Below are 19,006 nucleotides of genomic sequence, written 5' to 3'. Positions count from 1 at the left end.
CTCAGCTAATCATTATCTGAATATCTGGCTTGGTTGTTTGTGTTTAATTCTTTAAAAAAGAATTTATATAATTAACCTACTGTTTAATTTTCAAAGTTCATTTTTTCTTTTGTGTTTCGTCCGTTTCTTAAGGACAAGTAATACTATATCACCTTTATTAAACAACGTCAACACTTTTTGTAATATTTTTTTAATTATTTTGCAATTTTTTCTTGATAATATTCCCCCGTTCTTTTAACTCTAGTATTTGCAATACTTTTGCGTTTGGCTTTCATATTAGTTTTTTTAGATTTAGCACTATTAAATTCTCTTATAATTTCTGAATTTATATGAATCATAACTTGTAGAACTAATCCCATCACAGATAAAAGGCACATCCAATTAATTAAATTTTTCATATCAAATCCCCCTAATTTTTTATTAATACTTAACTTCTAAATTTTTATTCCATTTTCCTTTATATACTTTTCACCATTACCTATCATTTTCTAATCTTATCTTTCAGTTTTTTTCAGCATTTAATATTTGTTCTCAAAATTATATATCGCTATTAATTCTTTACTGTTGAATTAAATATAAAAAAATTCGCTTTACTTGAGCGACTACGTCTGCGAACCACTTTATGTCGCCAACGACTTCGTCCGTTGCTCAAAACTTTTTTTATGCCAACATCAACCTAATTAATATATCTATATTTCATAGATTATCCATAATTTTTTATTTAGTGTAATTTTCTTAAGCATAAAAAAACCTTTCTAAAATATTTTTAGAAAGGTTCTAATCTATTGTTTACTCTTCTATTTCATCTGTAGAGTTTTCTTTTATAGGTTTCATTGTAGGGAATAATATAACATCTCTTATAGATGGAGAGTTTGTTAATAACATCATAACTCTATCTATCCCTATTCCTAGACCGCCTGTTGGAGGTAGACCTACTTCTAGCGCATTTACAAAGTCTTCATCCATATCACAAGCTTCATCATCACCTAACTCTTTCTTTCTTAATTGATCCATAAATCTCTCTTTTTGATCGATAGGATCATTAAGTTCAGAGAATGCATTTGCTAATTCCCACTTATTAGCGAAAGCTTCAAATCTATCTGTTCTTCTAGGATCCTCTACATTTCTCTTAGCAAGCGGAGAAACTTCTACTGGATGATGAGTTATAAATGTAGGTTGAACTAGCTTATCTTCACCAAATTCTTCAAATAAAGCGTTGATAACCTCTCCTCTTCTCATACCAGGAGTTATTTCTATACCTTTTTCTTTAGCTACTTTTAATGCTTCTTCATCAGTATCTATAGTAGAGAAATCTACACCAGCATACTCTTTTACACATTCTTCCATAGTCATTCTTCTCCATGGAGGCGTAAAGTCTATTTCTGTTCCTTGATAATCTATTTTCATACTTCCAGTTGCAGCTTCAGCCATATGAGCTATTACATTTTCAGTAATTTCCATCATATCTGTATAATCTGCATATGCTTGGTATAATTCTATAGCAGTGTACTCAGGATTATGTTTAATTGACATACCTTCATTTCTAAACATTCTTCCCATTTCATATACCTTATCAAATCCACCTACTATAAGTCTCTTTAAGTACAACTCATTAGCTATTCTTAAATACATCGGTATATCTAATGTGTTATGATGAGTTATAAATGGTCTAGCATTCGCTCCACCAGCTATAGTATTTAATATAGGAGTCTCCACTTCTAAGAATCCTCTTTCATCTAAATAAGATCTTAAAGCTTTCATAGCTTTAGTTCTTGTAACGAAAGCATCTTTAACTTCTGGGTTAACTATTAAATCAACATATCTTTGTCTATATCTTAAATCTTGATCTTTTAATCCATGGTATTTCTCTGGAAGAACTTGAAGAGACTTAGTTAATAATTTTACATCATTAGCTTTTATAGATATCTCTTCTCTCTTAGTTTTAAATACTTCACCTTCGATACCTATTATGTCACCTATATCATATGTAGAGAACACAGCATATTCTTCTTCACCTATTCTATCTAATCTTACATAGCACTGTATTCTTCCTTCTTGATCTTGTATGTCTATAAATCCAGCTTTACCTTGTATTCTCTTACTCATTATACGTCCAGCTAGTTTAACAACCTTACCTTCAAAAGCTTCAAAGTCATTCTTTATATCTGTAGAACAGTTAGTTCTATCATATCTACTTATATGGAATGGATTTCTTCCCATCTCTTGTAATTTAGCTAATTTCTCTCTTCTTACTTTAAGTACTTCTGTAAGTTCTTCTTTAGCTTGATCATTAACGTTTTGTTGATCATTATTCATTTGTATACCTCCAGATTATCTTCTTATTTCTAATATCTCGAATTTAGCAATACCATCAGGAACTTGAACATCTACTACTTCTCCTTTAGCTCTACCTAAAAGAGCTTTTCCTACAGGTGATTCGTTAGATATCTTACCTTCATATGGATCAGCTTCTGCAGAACCAACTATTGTGTATTCTACTTCTTCTTCGAACTCCATATCATTAACTTTTACTATAGATCCTATAGTAACTATATTTGAATCTATTTTAGATTCATCTATTATAACTGCTTTTCTAAGCATATTTTCAAGCTTCATTATTCTTTCTTCAACTTGTGCTTGCTCATTTTTAGCTTCATCATACTCAGCATTCTCTGATATATCTCCAAAAGATATAGCTACCTTTATTCTCTCAGCAACTTCTCTTCTTCTAACTGATTTCAGATGCTCAACCTCATCTTCTAATTTTTGATATCCTTCTTGAGTTAATAATATTTCCTTATTATCTTCCATAACCCCTACAGCTCCTTCTCTTTGATTTTTATTTAACATTAAACAAAATTAATTTTATATCTTATACTATTTATGCGCTATATTATAAATTACTATCACCCTTATGTCAAGGAGTGCGATAAGTAGTCACGTAGCTTGTTTACTACTTCTTCATAGCTTTCTATCTTGTTAATTTCATCTCTTAATTTAGCCGAACCTCTAAGTCCTTTTAAGTACCATGCAATATGTTTTCTCATTTCTCTTACAGCTACATATTCTCCATGTTCATCTATTGCTAATTTAAGATGTTTTAAAGCTGCGTTTATTTTTTCTTCACCTGTAGGCTCAGGTAAAATTTCTCCTGTTTTCATATAATGGTTGATTCTTTTAAATATCCAAGGGTTCCCTTGAGCTCCCCTACCTATCATTATAGCATCACATTTAGTTTTATTTATCATGTTTATAGCATCTTCAACTTCAAAAACATCTCCGTTACCTATTACTGGTATGTTTATATTTTCTTTTATTTTAGCTATTATATCCCAGTCAGCCTTGCCAGAGTAATATTGTTCCCTAGTTCTACCATGTATAGCTAATGCACTTATCCCAGAAGCTTCTGCTATTTTAGCTATTTCAACTGCATTTATATTATTGTCATCCCAACCTTTTCTAATCTTTAAAGTAACAGGTTTTTTAGAGTTCTTTACAACAGATTTTAAAACTTCTTCAGCTAACTTCGGATTTCTCATAAGAGCTGATCCATCACCATTTTTTACAACCTTAGGGGCCGGACATCCCATATTTATATCCAATATTTCATTAGGATATTCATTTAGTATTTCCGCTGCTCCTCCCATAAATGCTGGATCCGAACCAAAAATTTGCACTGCTACCGGATGTTCTTCCTCTTCTATTTTAAGCATTTTTTTCGTATTTTGATCATCATAGCAAAGTGCTTTTGCATTTATCATTTCTGTGTACAACATTCCACAGTCTTGTTCTTTACATATAAGCCTAAAAGGTAAATCTGTTACTCCTGCCATAGGAGATAAAAACACTTTATTGTCTAACGTAACATTTCCTATTTTCATATACGGTCTCCTTTATTAATATATTTATTATAAATATACCCAATTTATTTAATAAACTTATCATAAAAAAGGAACTGGATGTAAAATCCAATTCCCTGCTACTATTCTTTATTTTTATTGTAAATAATTTTTAATCCCTCTAGGGTTAAATTTTTATCTACACAATCTATACTATCAGTTTCTGATGCTATCAATGATGAAAGTCCTCCAGTAGCTATTACTTTTATATCTTCATTTCCTAATTCCTTTTTCATCATAGCTATAATCTTGTCTACTAATCCTACATATCCATATATTATCCCCGATTGCATAGCCGAAACTGTATTCTTGCAAATCGTCATTCCAGGTTTTAACAGTTCAACTCTAGGAAGTTTTGATGCTCTTTGGAATAAAGCTTCACTTGATATCTTTATACCTGGCGCTATAGTCCCACCCAAGTACTCTCCCTTTTCTGATATTGCACAAAATGTTGTAGCTGTTCCAAAATCTATTATTATCATCGGTGATTTATATTTTTCTATAGCAGCTACAGCATTTACTATCCTATCTGCTCCTACTTGTTTAGGGTTATCATATTTAATATTTAATCCTGTTTTTATACCAGGTCCAACTATTAAAGGTTGTTTATTGAAATATTTCACACAGAAATTTTCAAGTGAATGCATAACATTAGGTACAACTGATGATATTATTATATCTTTTATTGAATTTTTGTCTACATTGTCATATTGAAATAAATTATTTATCAACATCCCATATTCATCAGATGTCTTTGCTTTATCCGTACTAATTCTCCAATAATTTTTTAACTCTTTTCCCTCATATATACCTAAGACCATGTTCGTATTACCAACGTCAAATACTAAAAGCATCTACTCTAACCTTCTTTCTATTTTTTGCTTTTCTTTAGTATAGCTACAACTCCTGATACTACTAAAGCTCCAACTATAGCTTCGGGGATTCCATTAGTAGTAGCAATACCTAATATTACAGCTCCAGCCGTGGATGTATCTCCTCCTATAGCTTCTACGTATCTTTGTGCATATAAGAAATATACCATTCCTAAAACACCAAATGTATTTATAAGAGAACCTATCAACCCTGAAAAAGCACCTGCAACTGATGTTTTTTTCATTATTTTAAATACACCTTTATATACATAGAATGACACAATTCCCATTATAACTCTAGGTAGTATAGATATAAAAGGATTCATAAATATGAATGAAGTTGGTTTTGGCATTGTAATAGCTCTTATAAAGCTTGTAAATCCAAAAATAAATCCTATTATTCCTCCTACCACAGGCCCTTCTATTATAGAACCTATTATTACAGGTATATGCATTATAGTTGCATCAATGGGTCCAATTGGTATAAATCCTAAAGGTGTCATTGATAGCATTATTGATATAGCAGATAACATACCTATTATCGCCATTTGTCTAACATTTATTTTCTTTCTTGTTTGAACCTGTGTTTTCATCATAAAATTTACCTCCGTTCCAGCTCTTATAGATGCCGGACTTTTTATTTTTCACTAATCAATTATCTATACAATAAATCAGTCAGGCTCCTATTTTTTATGGATGCCAGCTGCAACAAAACAATTTTATCAATATGAAATAACATTGTCAATAATTCTTATTTCAAATTAATTTCATTGTACGATAGTATGTTATTAGTTTTCGATGCATTTTTTATTGCGTTTATTACACTTTTTTCCACAACTTCACTTGCTATTGAACCTAATAATGTTATATCAGTTTCAACTTCGCCCGTTGCTAATGTAAATATCGTATCTCCATCATGAGGAGTATGTATGGGGAATATAGATTTAGCAAAACCATTATGAGCCATCTGTGATATTTTTTTACATTCAGCTTTTGATAATTTAGCATTGGTTACAACTGCACCTATAGTAGTATTGTCTATATTAAAGCCACCCTTATTAACACCTTTTTTCATTAAATCATACGTATTTAAAAAATCAGTTTTATCATCATTTAAAACACCAGCTATAACTTGTCCATTTTCATATACATCACCAAATGCATTCACAGCTATAATCGCAGAAACCACCAATCCATTGTCTAATTTAATTGAATAACTCCCTATACCTCCCTTTGTACAAAACTCATTTCCTCTTATTTTTCCAACTGTAGCTCCACATCCAGCACCATAATTCCCTTGCTTAAGTTCAATATCATTAGCTATTTGGCAAGCTTTGTATCCCATTTCTATATTTGGTCTACATTTAGGATCTCCTACTCCTAAATCAAATAAAACCGCACCAGTAACTATAGGAACTTTCCCTACTCCAACATCAAACCCTATTCCTTTTTCTTCTAGATATCTACTAACCCCACATGTAGATTCCAATCCAAACGCAGAACCTCCTGATAACACAATAGCATGGACTTTCTGAACCATATTTATAGGATCTAATAAATCAGTTTCTCTAGTTCCTGGAGCTGAGCCTCTAACATCAACTCCACAAACCCCTCCATCTTCACATATAATAACAGTGCACCCTGTTAATCCTTCTTTATCCTCTACCTGTCCAACTTTTATACCTTTTACGTCTAAAATATTATTAAACATATCCATGCTCTCCTCTTATAGAAACTTCTCCCGATATAATTTCTTTTAATTTTCCATTTTTATCTTTAACTACTAAATCTCCATTTTCATTTATATCTATACAAGTAACTTGTTCTTTAACATTATTTTTTATGGTATATATTTCTTTACCTATAATCGCAGAGTAATTTTTACATACATCTAGAGTAGAACTTTTATCATTTTCATTTATATACGAATTATATTTTAATTCAAATTCACTAAGTATATTTCTAACAATATCAACTCTGGATATTTCATATCCTTCTCTTTGTATTGATGTTGCAATATTTCCTATCTCCTCAGGAAAATTAATAGTTTTTACATTTATTCCAATGCCTACCACAATATAATTAACTCTCTCTATCTCTGCCGAAAGCTCTGTTAGTATCCCACAAGTTTTCTTTCCATTTAATATAATATCATTAGGCCATTTTATAGTAGCTTCTACCCCTAAGTTTCTTAATGCTTTAACTATACTCGCTCCAGCAACTAAGGTTATAAAAGGCGCATCCATAGGAAGTATATTTGGCTTTAGAATTATACTCATCCATATTCCTTCATGCTTTTCAGAGTGCCAGCACTTTCCTAATCTACCTCTTCCACTCACTTGTTCTTCACTTAAAATCACAGTTCCATCTGTAGCTTCGTTAGCTATTGACTTAGCATAATTATTTGTAGAATCTATAGAATCAAAATGTATTATTTCCTTTCCTATAAACTTAGTTTTAAGATTATGTAGTATATTTTCTTTACTTAAAATATCATTTGGTGATTCTTTTAATCTGTATCCTTTTTTATTAACTGACTCTATTTCATATCCTTGTTCTTTTAAAACATTAATATGCTTCCATACAGCTGTTCTAGAAATTCCTAATTGTTTTGAAATTTCTTCTCCTGATATAAATTCTAAATCACTATTTAATAATAAATTAACAATTTTTTCTCTCAAAATAACACCTCTATCTAATTAATAATTAAAGTAAAGGCTAGGGAAAACCCTAGCCTCATTTTTTATTACTCATCTATTTGATCTTTGTCATTATCTACATTATTGTTATTATTAACATCTGCATCCTGAATTTCATCTTTCTTTGCCTCTTTAAAATCAACTTCAATAGCATCTTCTTTATTGATAGTTTCTTCTGTTGCAGCATTTTCTAATTTAGGATCTAATGATAACTCTTTATTAAACGCTTTTATAAACTGATCTGCATCTAATGTTTCGTATATTAATAATGCTTGAGCTACATATTCTAATCTATCCATATTATCAGTTAATAATTGTTTGGTGTTTTTATAAGCCGCATTAACGATATCTTTTATTTCTTTATCTATTTCAAATGCAACTTCTTCAGAATAGTTTCTCTTGCTGCCTATACTATTTCCTAAGAATACTTCTTCTTCTCCATCTCCAAATGTCATAGGTCCTAATTTAGAACTCATTCCATATTTAGTAACCATTTGTCTAGCAGTTGCTGAAACTCTTTCTAAATCATTTGACGCTCCTGTAGATATATCATCTAAAGTTAACTCTTCTGCAACTCTACCACCAAGTAAAACAATTATGTTTTCTTTCATTTCATTCTTAGTAGCATAGAATTTATCTTCAACTGGAAGTTGCATTGTAAATCCACCAGCTCTCCCTCTAGGAACAATTGTAACTTGATGAACAGGGCTTACATGCTTAAGAACATGTGCACATACAGCATGACCTGCTTCATGATACGCTGTTAACTTTCTTTCTGGTTCACTTATAACTCTAGACTTTTTAGCAACACCTGCTATTACTTTAGTTATAGCTTCCTCTATAGTTTCCATATGAATTTTCTTTTCTCTTTTTCTAGCTGTAAGTATAGCTGCTTCATTCATTAAGTTTTCTATATCAGCAGGCGTGAATCCTGGAGTTCTCCTTGCAAGAACTTCAATCTTAACATCCTCTGCTAATGGTTTATTCTTAGAATGAACCTTAAATATAGCTTCTCTACCTTTTACATCCGGTGCTCCTACAACCACTTGTCTATCAAATCTACCAGGTCTTAAAAGTGCTGGGTCTAATATATCAGGTCTGTTTGTTGCAGCCATTATTATTATCCCTTGATTAACACCAAATCCATCCATTTCAACTAGTAATTGGTTAAGAGTTTGCTCTCTTTCATCATGACCTCCACCAAGTCCTGCACCTCTTTTTCTACCAACCGCATCAATCTCATCTATAAATATTATAGCTGGAGCATTTTTCTTAGCATCTTCAAATAAAGATCTAACCCTTGAAGCTCCTACCCCAACAAACATTTCAACGAAATCTGATCCACTTATACTAAAGAATGGAACTCCCGCTTCTCCTGCAACTGCTCTTGATAAATATGTTTTACCTGTTCCTGGAGGTCCAACCATTAATATACCTTTAGGTATTCTAGCTCCTAAATCAATATATTTTTTAGGGTTTTTCAAGAAGTCAACAACTTCTTGTAAATCTTCTTTTTCTTCGTTAAGTCCTGCTACATCTTTAAATGTAACTCTTGTTTTATCATCATCTTTATGAACTTTCGCTTTTGATTTTCCAAAGTTCATAACTTTCCGCCTCCACCTTGAGACTGATTCATAAATACAAACCATAGTATTAATACAAAGAAAGCATAAGTAGCGATGGTATTATATCAAAGAACCAAGGAGTCGTTGGTTTTGGCGCCCCAATTAATTGTAATTTACCTTCGTTAGCTTGTTTTAATAATTGATCTGCAAGCTTTTCTGATTGAATCTCTTGTGGTATGTATGTTTTAAACTTTTTATTTGTACTCTTTATAGTTCCCTCTATAACCGTGTCTTCTACAATCTTTATGCTAGATATGTTTTCTTTCATAAGCTCTCTGTAGACACTCGAAAACTTCATTTCTTCTACTTTCTCTGTTGGACTACCTGAGAACTGTACTATCCCCACGATAATTATAAATATAAGTAGATAGAAACCTGCTCCCTTTAAAATCTTATTCAAAAGAAGCCCTCCTTTCGTAAGTTGTTTTAATTTATAGTTTCTTAAAGGTAATCTTTAAGACTTCTTTTGTATTTGCATCAATTTTATAATTTTCACTAATCTTATAATCTCCAACACAAACTACTTCTTCATTATCTACCAATACAGGAATTTTACTTCTTTTTTCCCTTGGTATTTTCAAATCTATGAATAAACTTTTTAATTTCTTGCTTCCTCCCGCAAGTTTTATTTTATCCCCAGATTCTCTATTTCTTACTACTATCCCTCCTTTAAATTTATCTAAATCAAATCCTTTAGAGGATTTATCAGCTTTCATACTTTTAAATCTTTCAATGCTCATTGTCTTAGTTTCTATAAAGACTCCAGTTTCTTTTATTTTTATAACTCCATCTTTAGGAACATTATAATTAAATTCGAAATCTTCATATGTTATTTCTTCATTAGTAAATAATATACTATCATTATTTCTATATACAAACAAACCTCTAGGTAAAACTAATTTTTTATTTATTTTATCTTCATTCTCTAAATCAAATACATCTTCGATATGCTTTTGATCTACAAAATTAGTATCTCCTAAAATATACTTAATAGAATTTCTAATTATTCTACTTTTTATTGCTTTGTGTAAATCAATATATTTATCTAATATGATTTCAACACTTGCATTATTATTTAATTTTGAAACCTCTTTAAATTTTTTATTTCCCTCTTCTTCAATATAATCATTATCTAGCTTTAAGTTATTACCCATTCTACATATAGATTCAATCACATTAGTATTAAAATTTTCTTGCATATACGGAATTAGATCTAATCTTATTTTATTTCTAGTATATATGTTTTCTAAATTTGTACTATCTATTCTCGGATTTAAATTATATTCCTCACAATATGATTCTATACTACTTCTTTCTATATCAAGAATAGGTCTAATTATAGTTTCATCTCTCTTATATTCAATACCTTTTAATCCTTGTAATCCAGTACCTCTCATCATTCTCATGAGAATAGTTTCTGCTTGATCGTTTAGGTTATGTCCTATCGCTATTTTATTTGATTTAGTTTTTTGTTTTATCTCATAAAACATTTCATATCTTAATTTTCTGGCACCTTCTTCTATTGATAATCCATTTTTTTTACAATATTCAGGCACATTTATTGATTTAACAAAAAATTTAATACCTAAACTATCACATAATTGAGATATATACATAACATCCTTTTGTGCTTCTATACCTCTTATTTGGTGATTTAAGTGTGCTGCATATATAGAAATATCGTATTCTTCCTCTAGTTGCTTTAATACATGCAATAAACACACTGAGTCTGGTCCTCCTGATAGACCTAATACTATTTTATCACCCTTTTGTAATAAATTATATTTATTTATAGTACTTCGTACTCTATCTACTATCATAAATCATACCTCTTATACTTAGTTTTTTGACTCAAGTATACTTTCTATAAAAACTTCTTAAATCCTTGTAAAAATTATTTTATTTTAAAACCTTGTTAAATAATATAATACCAAATAAATTAATCTAGGGGTAGTTTTTTACATACATTTAATTCCACCAATATAAAATTCACATTACTTAAATATATTTAAAATAATATCATACAATAAGAGTATAAAATACTATTTACAAAATTAATTTTAAGTAAGGAGTAATCAAAAATGAAAAAATTTTTATCAGTTTTAATTACATCATTCGTATTAGTATCTTTTATTTCAATTAATTCCCATTGTCTCGAAAGTACACAAGTTGATAAAAAAACTGCTTATATTACATTTGACGATGGTCCAAATAAAAATACTCCTGAAATATTAGATTTATTAAGTAAGTATAATATGAAAGCAACTTTTTTTGTATTAGAAGATAGAATAACCTTATATCCCGACATAGTCAATAGGATGCTTAAAGAAGGTCATTCAATAGGCTTGCATGGTCAAAGCCATGAGAAAGCAGTGTTTTATTCTTCTGGTTCATCTGCTTTAAATGAAATTAATAATACAAGACATACACTGAAAAATTTAACAGGTTATGATACTAAACTAGTTAGAGTTCCTTATGGTAGCAAACCTTACCTAACAAAAAATCAATATTATAGTTTAGTTAACTCTGGTTATAACCTTTGGGATTGGAGCATAGATAGCACAGATACACATAAAAATGCCACTGTATCATCTATAGTTTCTAACACTAAAAATTCCTTAAATGAATCTGTCAATTCAGTTATCTTATTTCATGATAAACAAACAACTGTAAAAGCTTTACCTAGTGTATTGGAGTATTTAAAAAATAATAGTTATGAAATTAGGGTCATAAGCCAAAATCAAACTCCAATGAATTGGTGGAATAGAAATTTTTATTAATTTTAAAAGCTGACTAATAATTAGTCAGCTTTAATTAAGCTCTTGTGCATATATACTCACTTTATTTATTCCTTCAAATAATCCATCTATACACATATTATACTCTATATTTAACTGTATAGATTTATTTATTTTTTTATTTCTAGTTTTTGAGTATTTATTTTTATATCAAACAATCCTTGTGGCGTTCTATATCTTGTTATTGTCTCTGCTCCTTGAACAAATTTCATATCAGATTTAACAGCCCCAAATCTTTTTATCGAAACTTCATTTTCTGAAACTTTAATCGTAGTTGTTACATGAACAGATTCTTCTTCTAATTCTTCTTTATAAACTATGTATATATCATTATTTTTCTCATACATACTTCCTTTAGATGTAACTTCTATTAAATCTTCATTACCTAAATTGTCATATTGCTTTGTATGCATAGATATATTTACATCGATCATATTTAACCTCCATAATAATATAAACCTTAGGTGAGTTTTACCTAAAGTTTATATTTTCACTAGTATTTTTGAATTTCAACTTGTTCTATATCCGTTATTTCTCGATTAAGAAACTCTTTACCTATAGATGCAAACCTTTCAGGTATATCAGATACGTAATATTTATAGTATCCACCTTTATCTGCATTAGTATTTAACAGATTGTTTTTAGTTAAAACATCTTTTAAATCTTTAGCTGTTTCTCTAGCAGGATTTACTAAAGATATTTTACCCTCTAATACTTTATTTATAGTTTTCTTTAAAAGTGGATAATGAGTACACCCTAAAACTAATGAATCTATATTTGAAGCCTGTAACTCTTCTAAATATTTTTTAGCTGTTAACTCTGCTACTTCCGTATTTGCCCAGCCTTCTTCAACTATAGGAACAAATAATGGACAAGCCTTTCCAATTATTGTTATTCGATCATCCAACTTATGAATTTCGCCCTCATAAGCTTTTGAATTTATAGTCCCTTCTGTCCCTATAACTCCTACAACTTTATTTTTAGTAGTATAAGCAGCAGTTCTAGCTCCAGCTTCTATAACACCTATTATAGGTATATCATACTTTGCTTGTGCTAGTTCTAAGCTTCTAGCAGTTGCTGTATTACAAGCTATTACTATCGCCTTAACACCTTTAGATATTAAAAAATTAATAGCTTGAAAAGTGTATTTAATAACTGTTTCTTTAGATCTTGATCCATAAGGAACTCTAGCTGTATCTCCAAAATATACTATATTTTCACTAGGAAGTATACTAGTTATTTCTTTTAAAACTGTAAGCCCTCCTAATCCCGAATCAAAAACTCCAATTGAATTATTATTCATTTAACATGCACCTTCTTCTATTGTCTATCCTCTATAGCTAATTTTATTAAATTGTCTATAAGGTCAGTGTATTGTATTCCCGTTGCATCCCAAAGTTTTGGATACATACTTATATTCGTAAATCCCGGTAAAGTATTTATTTCATTTATATAAATTTCTCCATCTTTTTTATCAATAAAAAAATCTACTCTAGAAAGACCTTTACCATCTATAGCTTTAAAAGCATCTATAGCCATTTGTCTTATTTTTTCATAGTTTCTGCATTAATGTTAGCAGGTATTTCTAGCTTGGATACTCCATTTATATATTTATCTTCATAATCATAAAAATCTTTTGCAGGTATTATTTCTCCAGCTATTGATGATTTAACTTCATCATTTCCTAAAACAGCAACTTCAATTTCTCTTGCATCTATACCTTGTTCTAATACTATTCTTCTATCATACTTTAAAGCTTCATTTATTCCAATTAAAAGCTCATTTCTATTAGATACCTTTGATATCCCTACACTAGAACCCATATTAGCTGGCTTAACAAATATAGGATAATTTAAAGTTTGCTCTATTCTATCAAGCTCATCATTCTTACTTATATCAAATTCCCATTTCGTTGTATAAGTATAATTTACTTGAGGTAATCCAATTTGAGTAAATACTTTCTTACATATAAGTTTATCCATCCCTACACTAGACGCTAAAACCCCACATCCAACATACGGGATATTACTTATGTCAAATAGCCCTTGTATCTTTCCATCTTCTCCATAAGGTCCATGAAGTACAGGAAATAAAACATCGATCTGTTTAAAGCCTCCATCATTAAATTCTATACCTACTTTAGAATTTCCATTAGGTATCAAATTAATTTTAACAGTTTTATCCGCTAATCCTTCCCATTTTCCATTTTCAATATTTTCTGCAGAACCACTGTAATACATCCATTTCCCGTCTTTAGTTATTCCTATTGTGTGTATATCATATTTTTCTTTATTTATATTCTTAAATATAGATGAAGCTGAAATTCTTGAAACATCATGTTCACCGGATTTTCCACCGAAAATTAATGCTACACTTAATTTTCTCATCTTATTTCACCCTTCTAATTTAATTTGTATTTTTATAATTATATGCATTTTTATTATCTAAGTGATTATTATAGTTCATTTAACAAAAAAATAAAGGAGTAGTTACTCCTTTATTTTTAATATTTATCTATTTTGCAAATACATGATTTCCTATTCTTTTATATGGATCTAGTTTTTTAATCCAGTTACATGTTGAAATTTTAGGATTCCAAAAATATATTGCTCCACTCGTAGGATCATTTCCATACAAAGCTTCCCTAGCTGCCTTATATGCACTATCTGTTGGTTCCTTATAAATCTCACCATTATCTACTACTGAAAATGCATTTCTTTGATAAATAACATCTTTTATATTTCCTGGAAACCTAGAATCTAAAACTCTATTTATTACAACTGCAGCTACAGCAACTTGTCCTTCATATTCTTCTCCTCGAGCTTCACTAGATACCAATTTAGATAATAGATACAATTCATCATTTGTAATGCTTATAACTTCTTTTGCTTCTGATTTATTTTCTTTATTATTGCTAACAAACTTATTACTTTCAATTCTATAGCTATTTTGTGTATCGCTATCAGCAAATACACTATTACTATTAAGTGTTAAAATTAGCAGAGTAAACATCGCTAAAAAGAATTTGGTGTGATACTTCATGTCGTAAAATCCACTCCTTTAAAATATATTATTTCTTGTTAGACTTTAAATCCTCTATTATTTCTAATATTTTAAATTTGATTTTTTATTAGATGCTTTTTCAATATTTTCTCCTGATATCAACTTATATTCTTCATCTGTTAATACCTTTTTTAACTTTTCATCTGTCTCCTTGTCTATAACACCATTATTTTCATCAACAAAGCATAGGGGAGGAAACATAACGCACCACCAATTTCTACCTTGTCCTTCACCTATAATTATTCTTAAAGCTTTATACTCTCCTGCTGGTAAAACTATATTTGAATATTGTTTTGCAGGAAAATTAGTATATTCCAAATTAACCTTCACTTCATAAGTATACCCATTTTCCTCAATAATATTTTTAGATATTTTTTCTAAGTTTTTTTCTGAGATAAAATTATCTTTTCACTTTCTTCTATACTATTAGATTTCTTTAACATTGGTTGTAAATACTTGATAACTTCATCTCTTACTTTCAATTTTAAAGCTTGGTCTTCGTCACTATCACTATTTGCTAAAACATGAAATCTTATTAATTTATCTTTATAATTACTTGAAACTCTTTCAACTTTAGTTACTTCCCCAAAAATATATATAGTACTCATTATAATCATAGCTATTAATAAAACACTCAATCCTAATATTCTTAACTTTATCCTCTTCATAATATATATCCCCCTAATATATTTTAATATCTTGATTATCTCCCGATATTTTTTTTTTATTCTTAGAGTTTTAAAAAAAATAGACTGTTAATTTAAACAGTCTATCTCTTTATATATTTTTATTATTCATGGCTCTCTCTATTATAAATTGTTCAGCTTTTTCGATATGCTCTATAGCATATTTTTTAGCATCTTCATTATTACCAGATATTATAGCTTTTAAAATTCTATCATGCTCTTCTACTAAATTGTCTGATGTGTCAAAATCAGATATATATGTTGCTCTGAACCTATGAACTTGTTCCCAAAGTGAATTTATTATTTGACTTAACTTTTTGTTTTTAGTCGCGTTGAATATACATTCATGAAACTCAACATCTTTTTTTAACAGTATATCAATTTCATCTTTTCTTTCGATGCTACGTTTAAAATCTTCTGCTATATCTTGTAATTTTTTAGCATCTTCTTCATGTATTCTCTCTGCCGCTAAATATGCAGCTAAACCTTCTAAGCTCGATCTTATCTCTAATACATCTATTATATCCTTTAATGACATATTAGCTACATATGCACCTTTCCTTGGTAACATAACTACAAGCCCTTCTAGTTCTAGTTTTCTAATAGCCTCTCTTATAGGAGTTCTACTTACCCCTAATTGTTCAGCTAGTTGAACCTCCATAAGCCTTTGTCCTGGTTTTAATTGCCCCTCTAAAATAGCTTCTCTTAAGTTTTCAAAAACTACATCTCTTAACGGTTTATAATTGTCTAAATTTAATTTTGTTAAGCTATCCATAAATTTCAACTCCTTTATTGCTGCTTTTAACTAGATAAACTTGATTGTACTTAGCCTGTAAATCTTCTTTAGCTTTAATTGCACAATCTTTATTGTCAAATAACCCAAAAACTGTAGGGCCACTTCCACTCATCATAGATCCTAATGCTTTATTTTTGATCATTATATCTTCTATTTGTCCTATTTCTGAATAGTTCAAAGAAGTAACTTCTTCTAATACATTCACCATATTCTCAGAAATAAATTTAACATCTTCTTTTTGTAAAGCATCTATAAGTTCTTTATTTTGAGGTCTTCTTTTAACTTTGTCCATATTCAAAGATTGGTAAACTTCCTTTGTTGATACAAATATATTAGGTTTACATACCAAAATATTTAAATTTTCAGGTAAACCTTTTATATTAGTTAATTCTTCCCCTATACCTTCTGCTAATGCACTTCCTCCTGTTATACAAAACGGAACATCAGCGCCTAACTTCAACCCAATATCCTTTAATTCATTTTCACTTAACCCCAAGTTCCATAATTTATTTAAACCTACTAAAACTGCAGCTGCATTAGAGCTTCCTCCTGCCATTCCTGCTGCTACAGGTATATTTTTTCTATAGAAATTTCTATTCCCTTTTCTATATTAAACTGATTTTTTAATAAATTTACAGCTTTATACATAATATTATCTTCATTTAAAGGTATATCTAAACTATTACTTTTTATTAATATTGAGTTTTCTTCTATTTCAGTTATTTTCAACTTATCATATAGATCTATTGTTTGCATTATCATCTCTACAAGGTGATAACCATCTTCTCTTTTTCCAAGCACATCTATTGATAAATTAACCTTAGCTCTGCTCTTTAAATCTATAGAGTTCATGCTTTCCTCCTTATTGTGCTATAACGACCATAAATATTTATAGTATACATTATACTACAAAAAATAAAATAATAGGGAACTATAATTCCCTATTATCTTATTTTGTACATAATTTTATACTTCTATTGGAGTTTTTTTCTCTATTATTAAACATTGCCCTACGTCTAATTGATCATCTGTTTTTATTTCATTTATCTCAGCAATATCATCTATTGTTGTGTTATATTTCTTAGCTATATTCCATAATTTATCCCCTTCTTTAGCCACATATATCGTTATACTAGGTCTTTGAGATAAATCTACAGGTCCTTGATCTTCTCCCTTAATAATAAAGCTATCTTTTTTCTTATCTAAAACTTCACAATATCTTCTAACTTTCACAGTTACATCTATTTGATCTCTATTTAAATCAAATTCTACTCTGTCTATGTTTACATGATTAAATGCGTTAGCAGTATCTTTTACATTTCCAACCTCAACATCATGAGTAAATGGTATTTCTTCTGTTAATCTATATACTGGTCTTAGGCCTTCTACAGGAGTATATAAAACATCAACTAAAACTACACCTTCTACTATACTCTTTCCACCTTCAAATGATGAATTTTCAACTATTATATTTGAGTCTACACTTACAATATCTTTTATTTGTATATCATCACTATTATTTTTTATAGTATCTCTTATATTAAAAAATTCGCTTCCACTACTTACAACCTTATTAAGTTCAACATTTCTACTTTCAAACTTAAGAGTTCTATCAGGTGAATATGCGTCTTGCAATACCTCTCTTGTAACATCTTCTGATACTTTAACTTTAGCTCTTGCTGTACAATCTACTTCTAAAGCTCCTGTATTTGTTTCTTCATTTCTTTTAAATATATAATTTAAGTCAACTATTTCTACCATAGCTTCTTCTTTCATACCTTCACATGCACCTGGAACTTCTATAAATTGAGTAAAATCTAACCCGACTCTATCTAACTCTACTAATTCACCTTCATAAGTATAAGCTACTGGATTCAATTCTAAAACCCCACCAACTATAACTTTATTGTCAGATACCCTAGTTTCTTTTAATTTCATTCTAGGCCCTATAGAAACTATATTATCTATATCTTCAGTACTTATATTTATAGTATCTCTAACTACACTTTCAGATTTTTCTATTCCAATTATATCTTCAAACTGAACTTCTTTTCTGTGTTTTTGTACATTTTCTATTTGAGAAACATCTTTTACTATGTCTATAGTATTTTTTTCAAATAAGCTACCTCTTATATTCAAAAGTGCTCCTACTCTTATCTTTCTTTCATTTATAACTGTACAATCTATATGTTCTACATCATAGAAAAGCATATTTTCCATATCAGCTACTATATTATCCTTTTCTACCACTTCATTTATTTCTATTCTTCCCTCTACATTTGATACAGTATTTTTATCTTCAGTTAGATAAATCACATTATAATTAAAATTTCCTCTAAATATTATTTTTCCATCTAATATTTCTTGTTTCTTTAAAGCTATGTACCCCTCTGTTTTTATTATTTCATATACGTCGTCCTTTTTATCTGATACAACAGCTTCTGTTTCTATAAAAGTTTGAAACCTTCCAAAATCAATTCTGTTGTCAACTTGTAAAATATCTTTTATAAGATTCATATGTTACCCTCCTAAATTAAATATAACTATCACACTATATTTATATTTAGG

At 29.4% G+C, this 19,006-nt stretch carries 17 protein-coding genes and 3 pseudogenes; 1 reads left to right on the top strand and 19 read right to left on the bottom strand.

All coding sequences use genetic code 11. The features are described 5' to 3' along the window. Positions 1–194: 194 nt before the first annotated feature. The 10 genes and pseudogenes from LEQ07_RS12240 to tilS all read right to left on the bottom strand — a co-directional run bounded on the left by LEQ07_RS12240 (position 195) and on the right by tilS (position 10,915). Complete coding sequence (locus LEQ07_RS12240; RefSeq protein WP_046822738.1) at positions 195–398, bottom strand: hypothetical protein; 204 nt, start codon at positions 396–398, stop codon at positions 195–197. A gap of 391 nt (positions 399–789) precedes the next feature. After that, positions 790–2,316, bottom strand: a complete 1,527-nt coding sequence (gene lysS / locus LEQ07_RS12235) for a lysine--tRNA ligase (protein WP_046822737.1) — start codon at positions 2,314–2,316, stop codon at positions 790–792. A gap of 15 nt (positions 2,317–2,331) precedes the next feature. Then, a complete protein-coding gene (gene greA, locus LEQ07_RS12230; protein WP_021429468.1) occupies positions 2,332–2,811 on the bottom strand; it encodes a transcription elongation factor GreA in 480 nt (159 codons plus the stop codon). Positions 2,812–2,912: 101 nt separating this feature from the next. Then, positions 2,913–3,881, bottom strand: a complete 969-nt coding sequence (dusB, locus tag LEQ07_RS12225; protein ID WP_263330848.1) for a tRNA dihydrouridine synthase DusB — start codon at positions 3,879–3,881, stop codon at positions 2,913–2,915. Positions 3,882–3,982: 101 nt separating this feature from the next. After that, positions 3,983–4,753: a type III pantothenate kinase gene (locus LEQ07_RS12220; RefSeq protein WP_046822735.1), complete on the bottom strand. Its 771-nt coding sequence runs from the start codon at positions 4,751–4,753 to the stop codon at positions 3,983–3,985. Positions 4,754–4,770: 17 nt separating this feature from the next. Further along, positions 4,771–5,367: an ECF transporter S component gene (locus LEQ07_RS12215; RefSeq protein WP_332840850.1), complete on the bottom strand. Its 597-nt coding sequence runs from the start codon at positions 5,365–5,367 to the stop codon at positions 4,771–4,773. 155 nt (positions 5,368–5,522) lie between these two features. Next, on the bottom strand, positions 5,523–6,482 hold the full coding sequence (locus tag LEQ07_RS12210; protein ID WP_046822734.1) for a P1 family peptidase: 960 nt from the start codon (positions 6,480–6,482) through the stop codon (positions 5,523–5,525). Further along, entirely contained in the window at positions 6,475–7,452 is a 978-nt protein-coding gene (locus LEQ07_RS12205; RefSeq protein WP_046822733.1) for a biotin--[acetyl-CoA-carboxylase] ligase, read from the bottom strand. The genes LEQ07_RS12210 and LEQ07_RS12205 overlap by 8 nt, the downstream gene beginning before the upstream one ends. A 65-nt stretch (positions 7,453–7,517) precedes the next feature. Next, positions 7,518–9,495: pseudogene (gene ftsH, locus LEQ07_RS12200) on the bottom strand (ATP-dependent zinc metalloprotease FtsH). A 31-nt stretch (positions 9,496–9,526) separates the two neighbouring features. Beyond that, positions 9,527–10,915, bottom strand: a complete 1,389-nt coding sequence (gene tilS, locus LEQ07_RS12195; protein WP_046822731.1) for a tRNA lysidine(34) synthetase TilS — start codon at positions 10,913–10,915, stop codon at positions 9,527–9,529. A 261-nt stretch (positions 10,916–11,176) separates the two neighbouring features. On the opposite strand from tilS, the gene LEQ07_RS12190 reads away from it, so the two are divergent. Beyond that, complete coding sequence (locus LEQ07_RS12190) at positions 11,177–11,875, top strand: polysaccharide deacetylase family protein (RefSeq protein ID WP_052952010.1); 699 nt, start codon at positions 11,177–11,179, stop codon at positions 11,873–11,875. Positions 11,876–12,003: 128 nt separating this feature from the next. On the opposite strand, the gene LEQ07_RS12185 is transcribed toward LEQ07_RS12190, so the two are convergent. The 9 genes and pseudogenes from LEQ07_RS12185 to LEQ07_RS12150 all read right to left on the bottom strand — a co-directional run bounded on the left by LEQ07_RS12185 (position 12,004) and on the right by LEQ07_RS12150 (position 18,955). Further along, positions 12,004–12,327, bottom strand: coding sequence for a DUF1934 domain-containing protein (locus LEQ07_RS12185; protein ID WP_263330847.1), 324 nt, complete (start codon positions 12,325–12,327; stop codon positions 12,004–12,006). 59 nt (positions 12,328–12,386) lie between these two features. Beyond that, positions 12,387–13,196, bottom strand: a complete 810-nt coding sequence (gene murI, locus LEQ07_RS12180; RefSeq protein ID WP_046822730.1) for a glutamate racemase — start codon at positions 13,194–13,196, stop codon at positions 12,387–12,389. Between the two features lie 17 nt (positions 13,197–13,213). Then, positions 13,214–14,280: pseudogene (locus tag LEQ07_RS12175) on the bottom strand (D-alanine--D-alanine ligase). Between the two features lie 127 nt (positions 14,281–14,407). Beyond that, on the bottom strand, positions 14,408–14,935 hold the full coding sequence (locus LEQ07_RS12170) for a cell wall hydrolase (RefSeq protein ID WP_046822728.1): 528 nt from the start codon (positions 14,933–14,935) through the stop codon (positions 14,408–14,410). 63 nt (positions 14,936–14,998) lie between these two features. Continuing rightward, positions 14,999–15,564 (bottom strand): annotated as a pseudogene (spoIIR, locus tag LEQ07_RS12165) (stage II sporulation protein R). A gap of 169 nt (positions 15,565–15,733) precedes the next feature. Further along, on the bottom strand, positions 15,734–16,417 hold the full coding sequence (locus tag LEQ07_RS12160; RefSeq protein ID WP_046822726.1) for a GntR family transcriptional regulator: 684 nt from the start codon (positions 16,415–16,417) through the stop codon (positions 15,734–15,736). Beyond that, the gene (ispE, locus tag LEQ07_RS12155) at positions 16,410–16,994 is read right to left on the bottom strand and encodes a 4-(cytidine 5'-diphospho)-2-C-methyl-D-erythritol kinase (protein ID WP_332843149.1); all 585 of its coding nucleotides are present in this window, start codon (positions 16,992–16,994) and stop codon (positions 16,410–16,412) included. The genes LEQ07_RS12160 and ispE overlap by 8 nt, the downstream gene beginning before the upstream one ends. An 8-nt stretch (positions 16,995–17,002) precedes the next feature. Further along, complete coding sequence (locus LEQ07_RS21535) at positions 17,003–17,290, bottom strand: 4-(cytidine 5'-diphospho)-2-C-methyl-D-erythritol kinase (RefSeq protein WP_332842314.1); 288 nt, start codon at positions 17,288–17,290, stop codon at positions 17,003–17,005. Positions 17,291–17,404: 114 nt separating this feature from the next. Further along, complete coding sequence (locus LEQ07_RS12150; RefSeq protein ID WP_046822724.1) at positions 17,405–18,955, bottom strand: DUF3794 and LysM peptidoglycan-binding domain-containing protein; 1,551 nt, start codon at positions 18,953–18,955, stop codon at positions 17,405–17,407. Positions 18,956–19,006 lie beyond the last annotated feature (51 nt).

It is taken from the genome of Paraclostridium sp. AKS73 (genome assembly GCF_025671395.1).
GTDB lineage: Bacteria > Bacillota > Clostridia > Peptostreptococcales > Peptostreptococcaceae > Paraclostridium > Paraclostridium benzoelyticum.
This window is presented reverse-complemented; position numbering and strand designations above follow the sequence as displayed.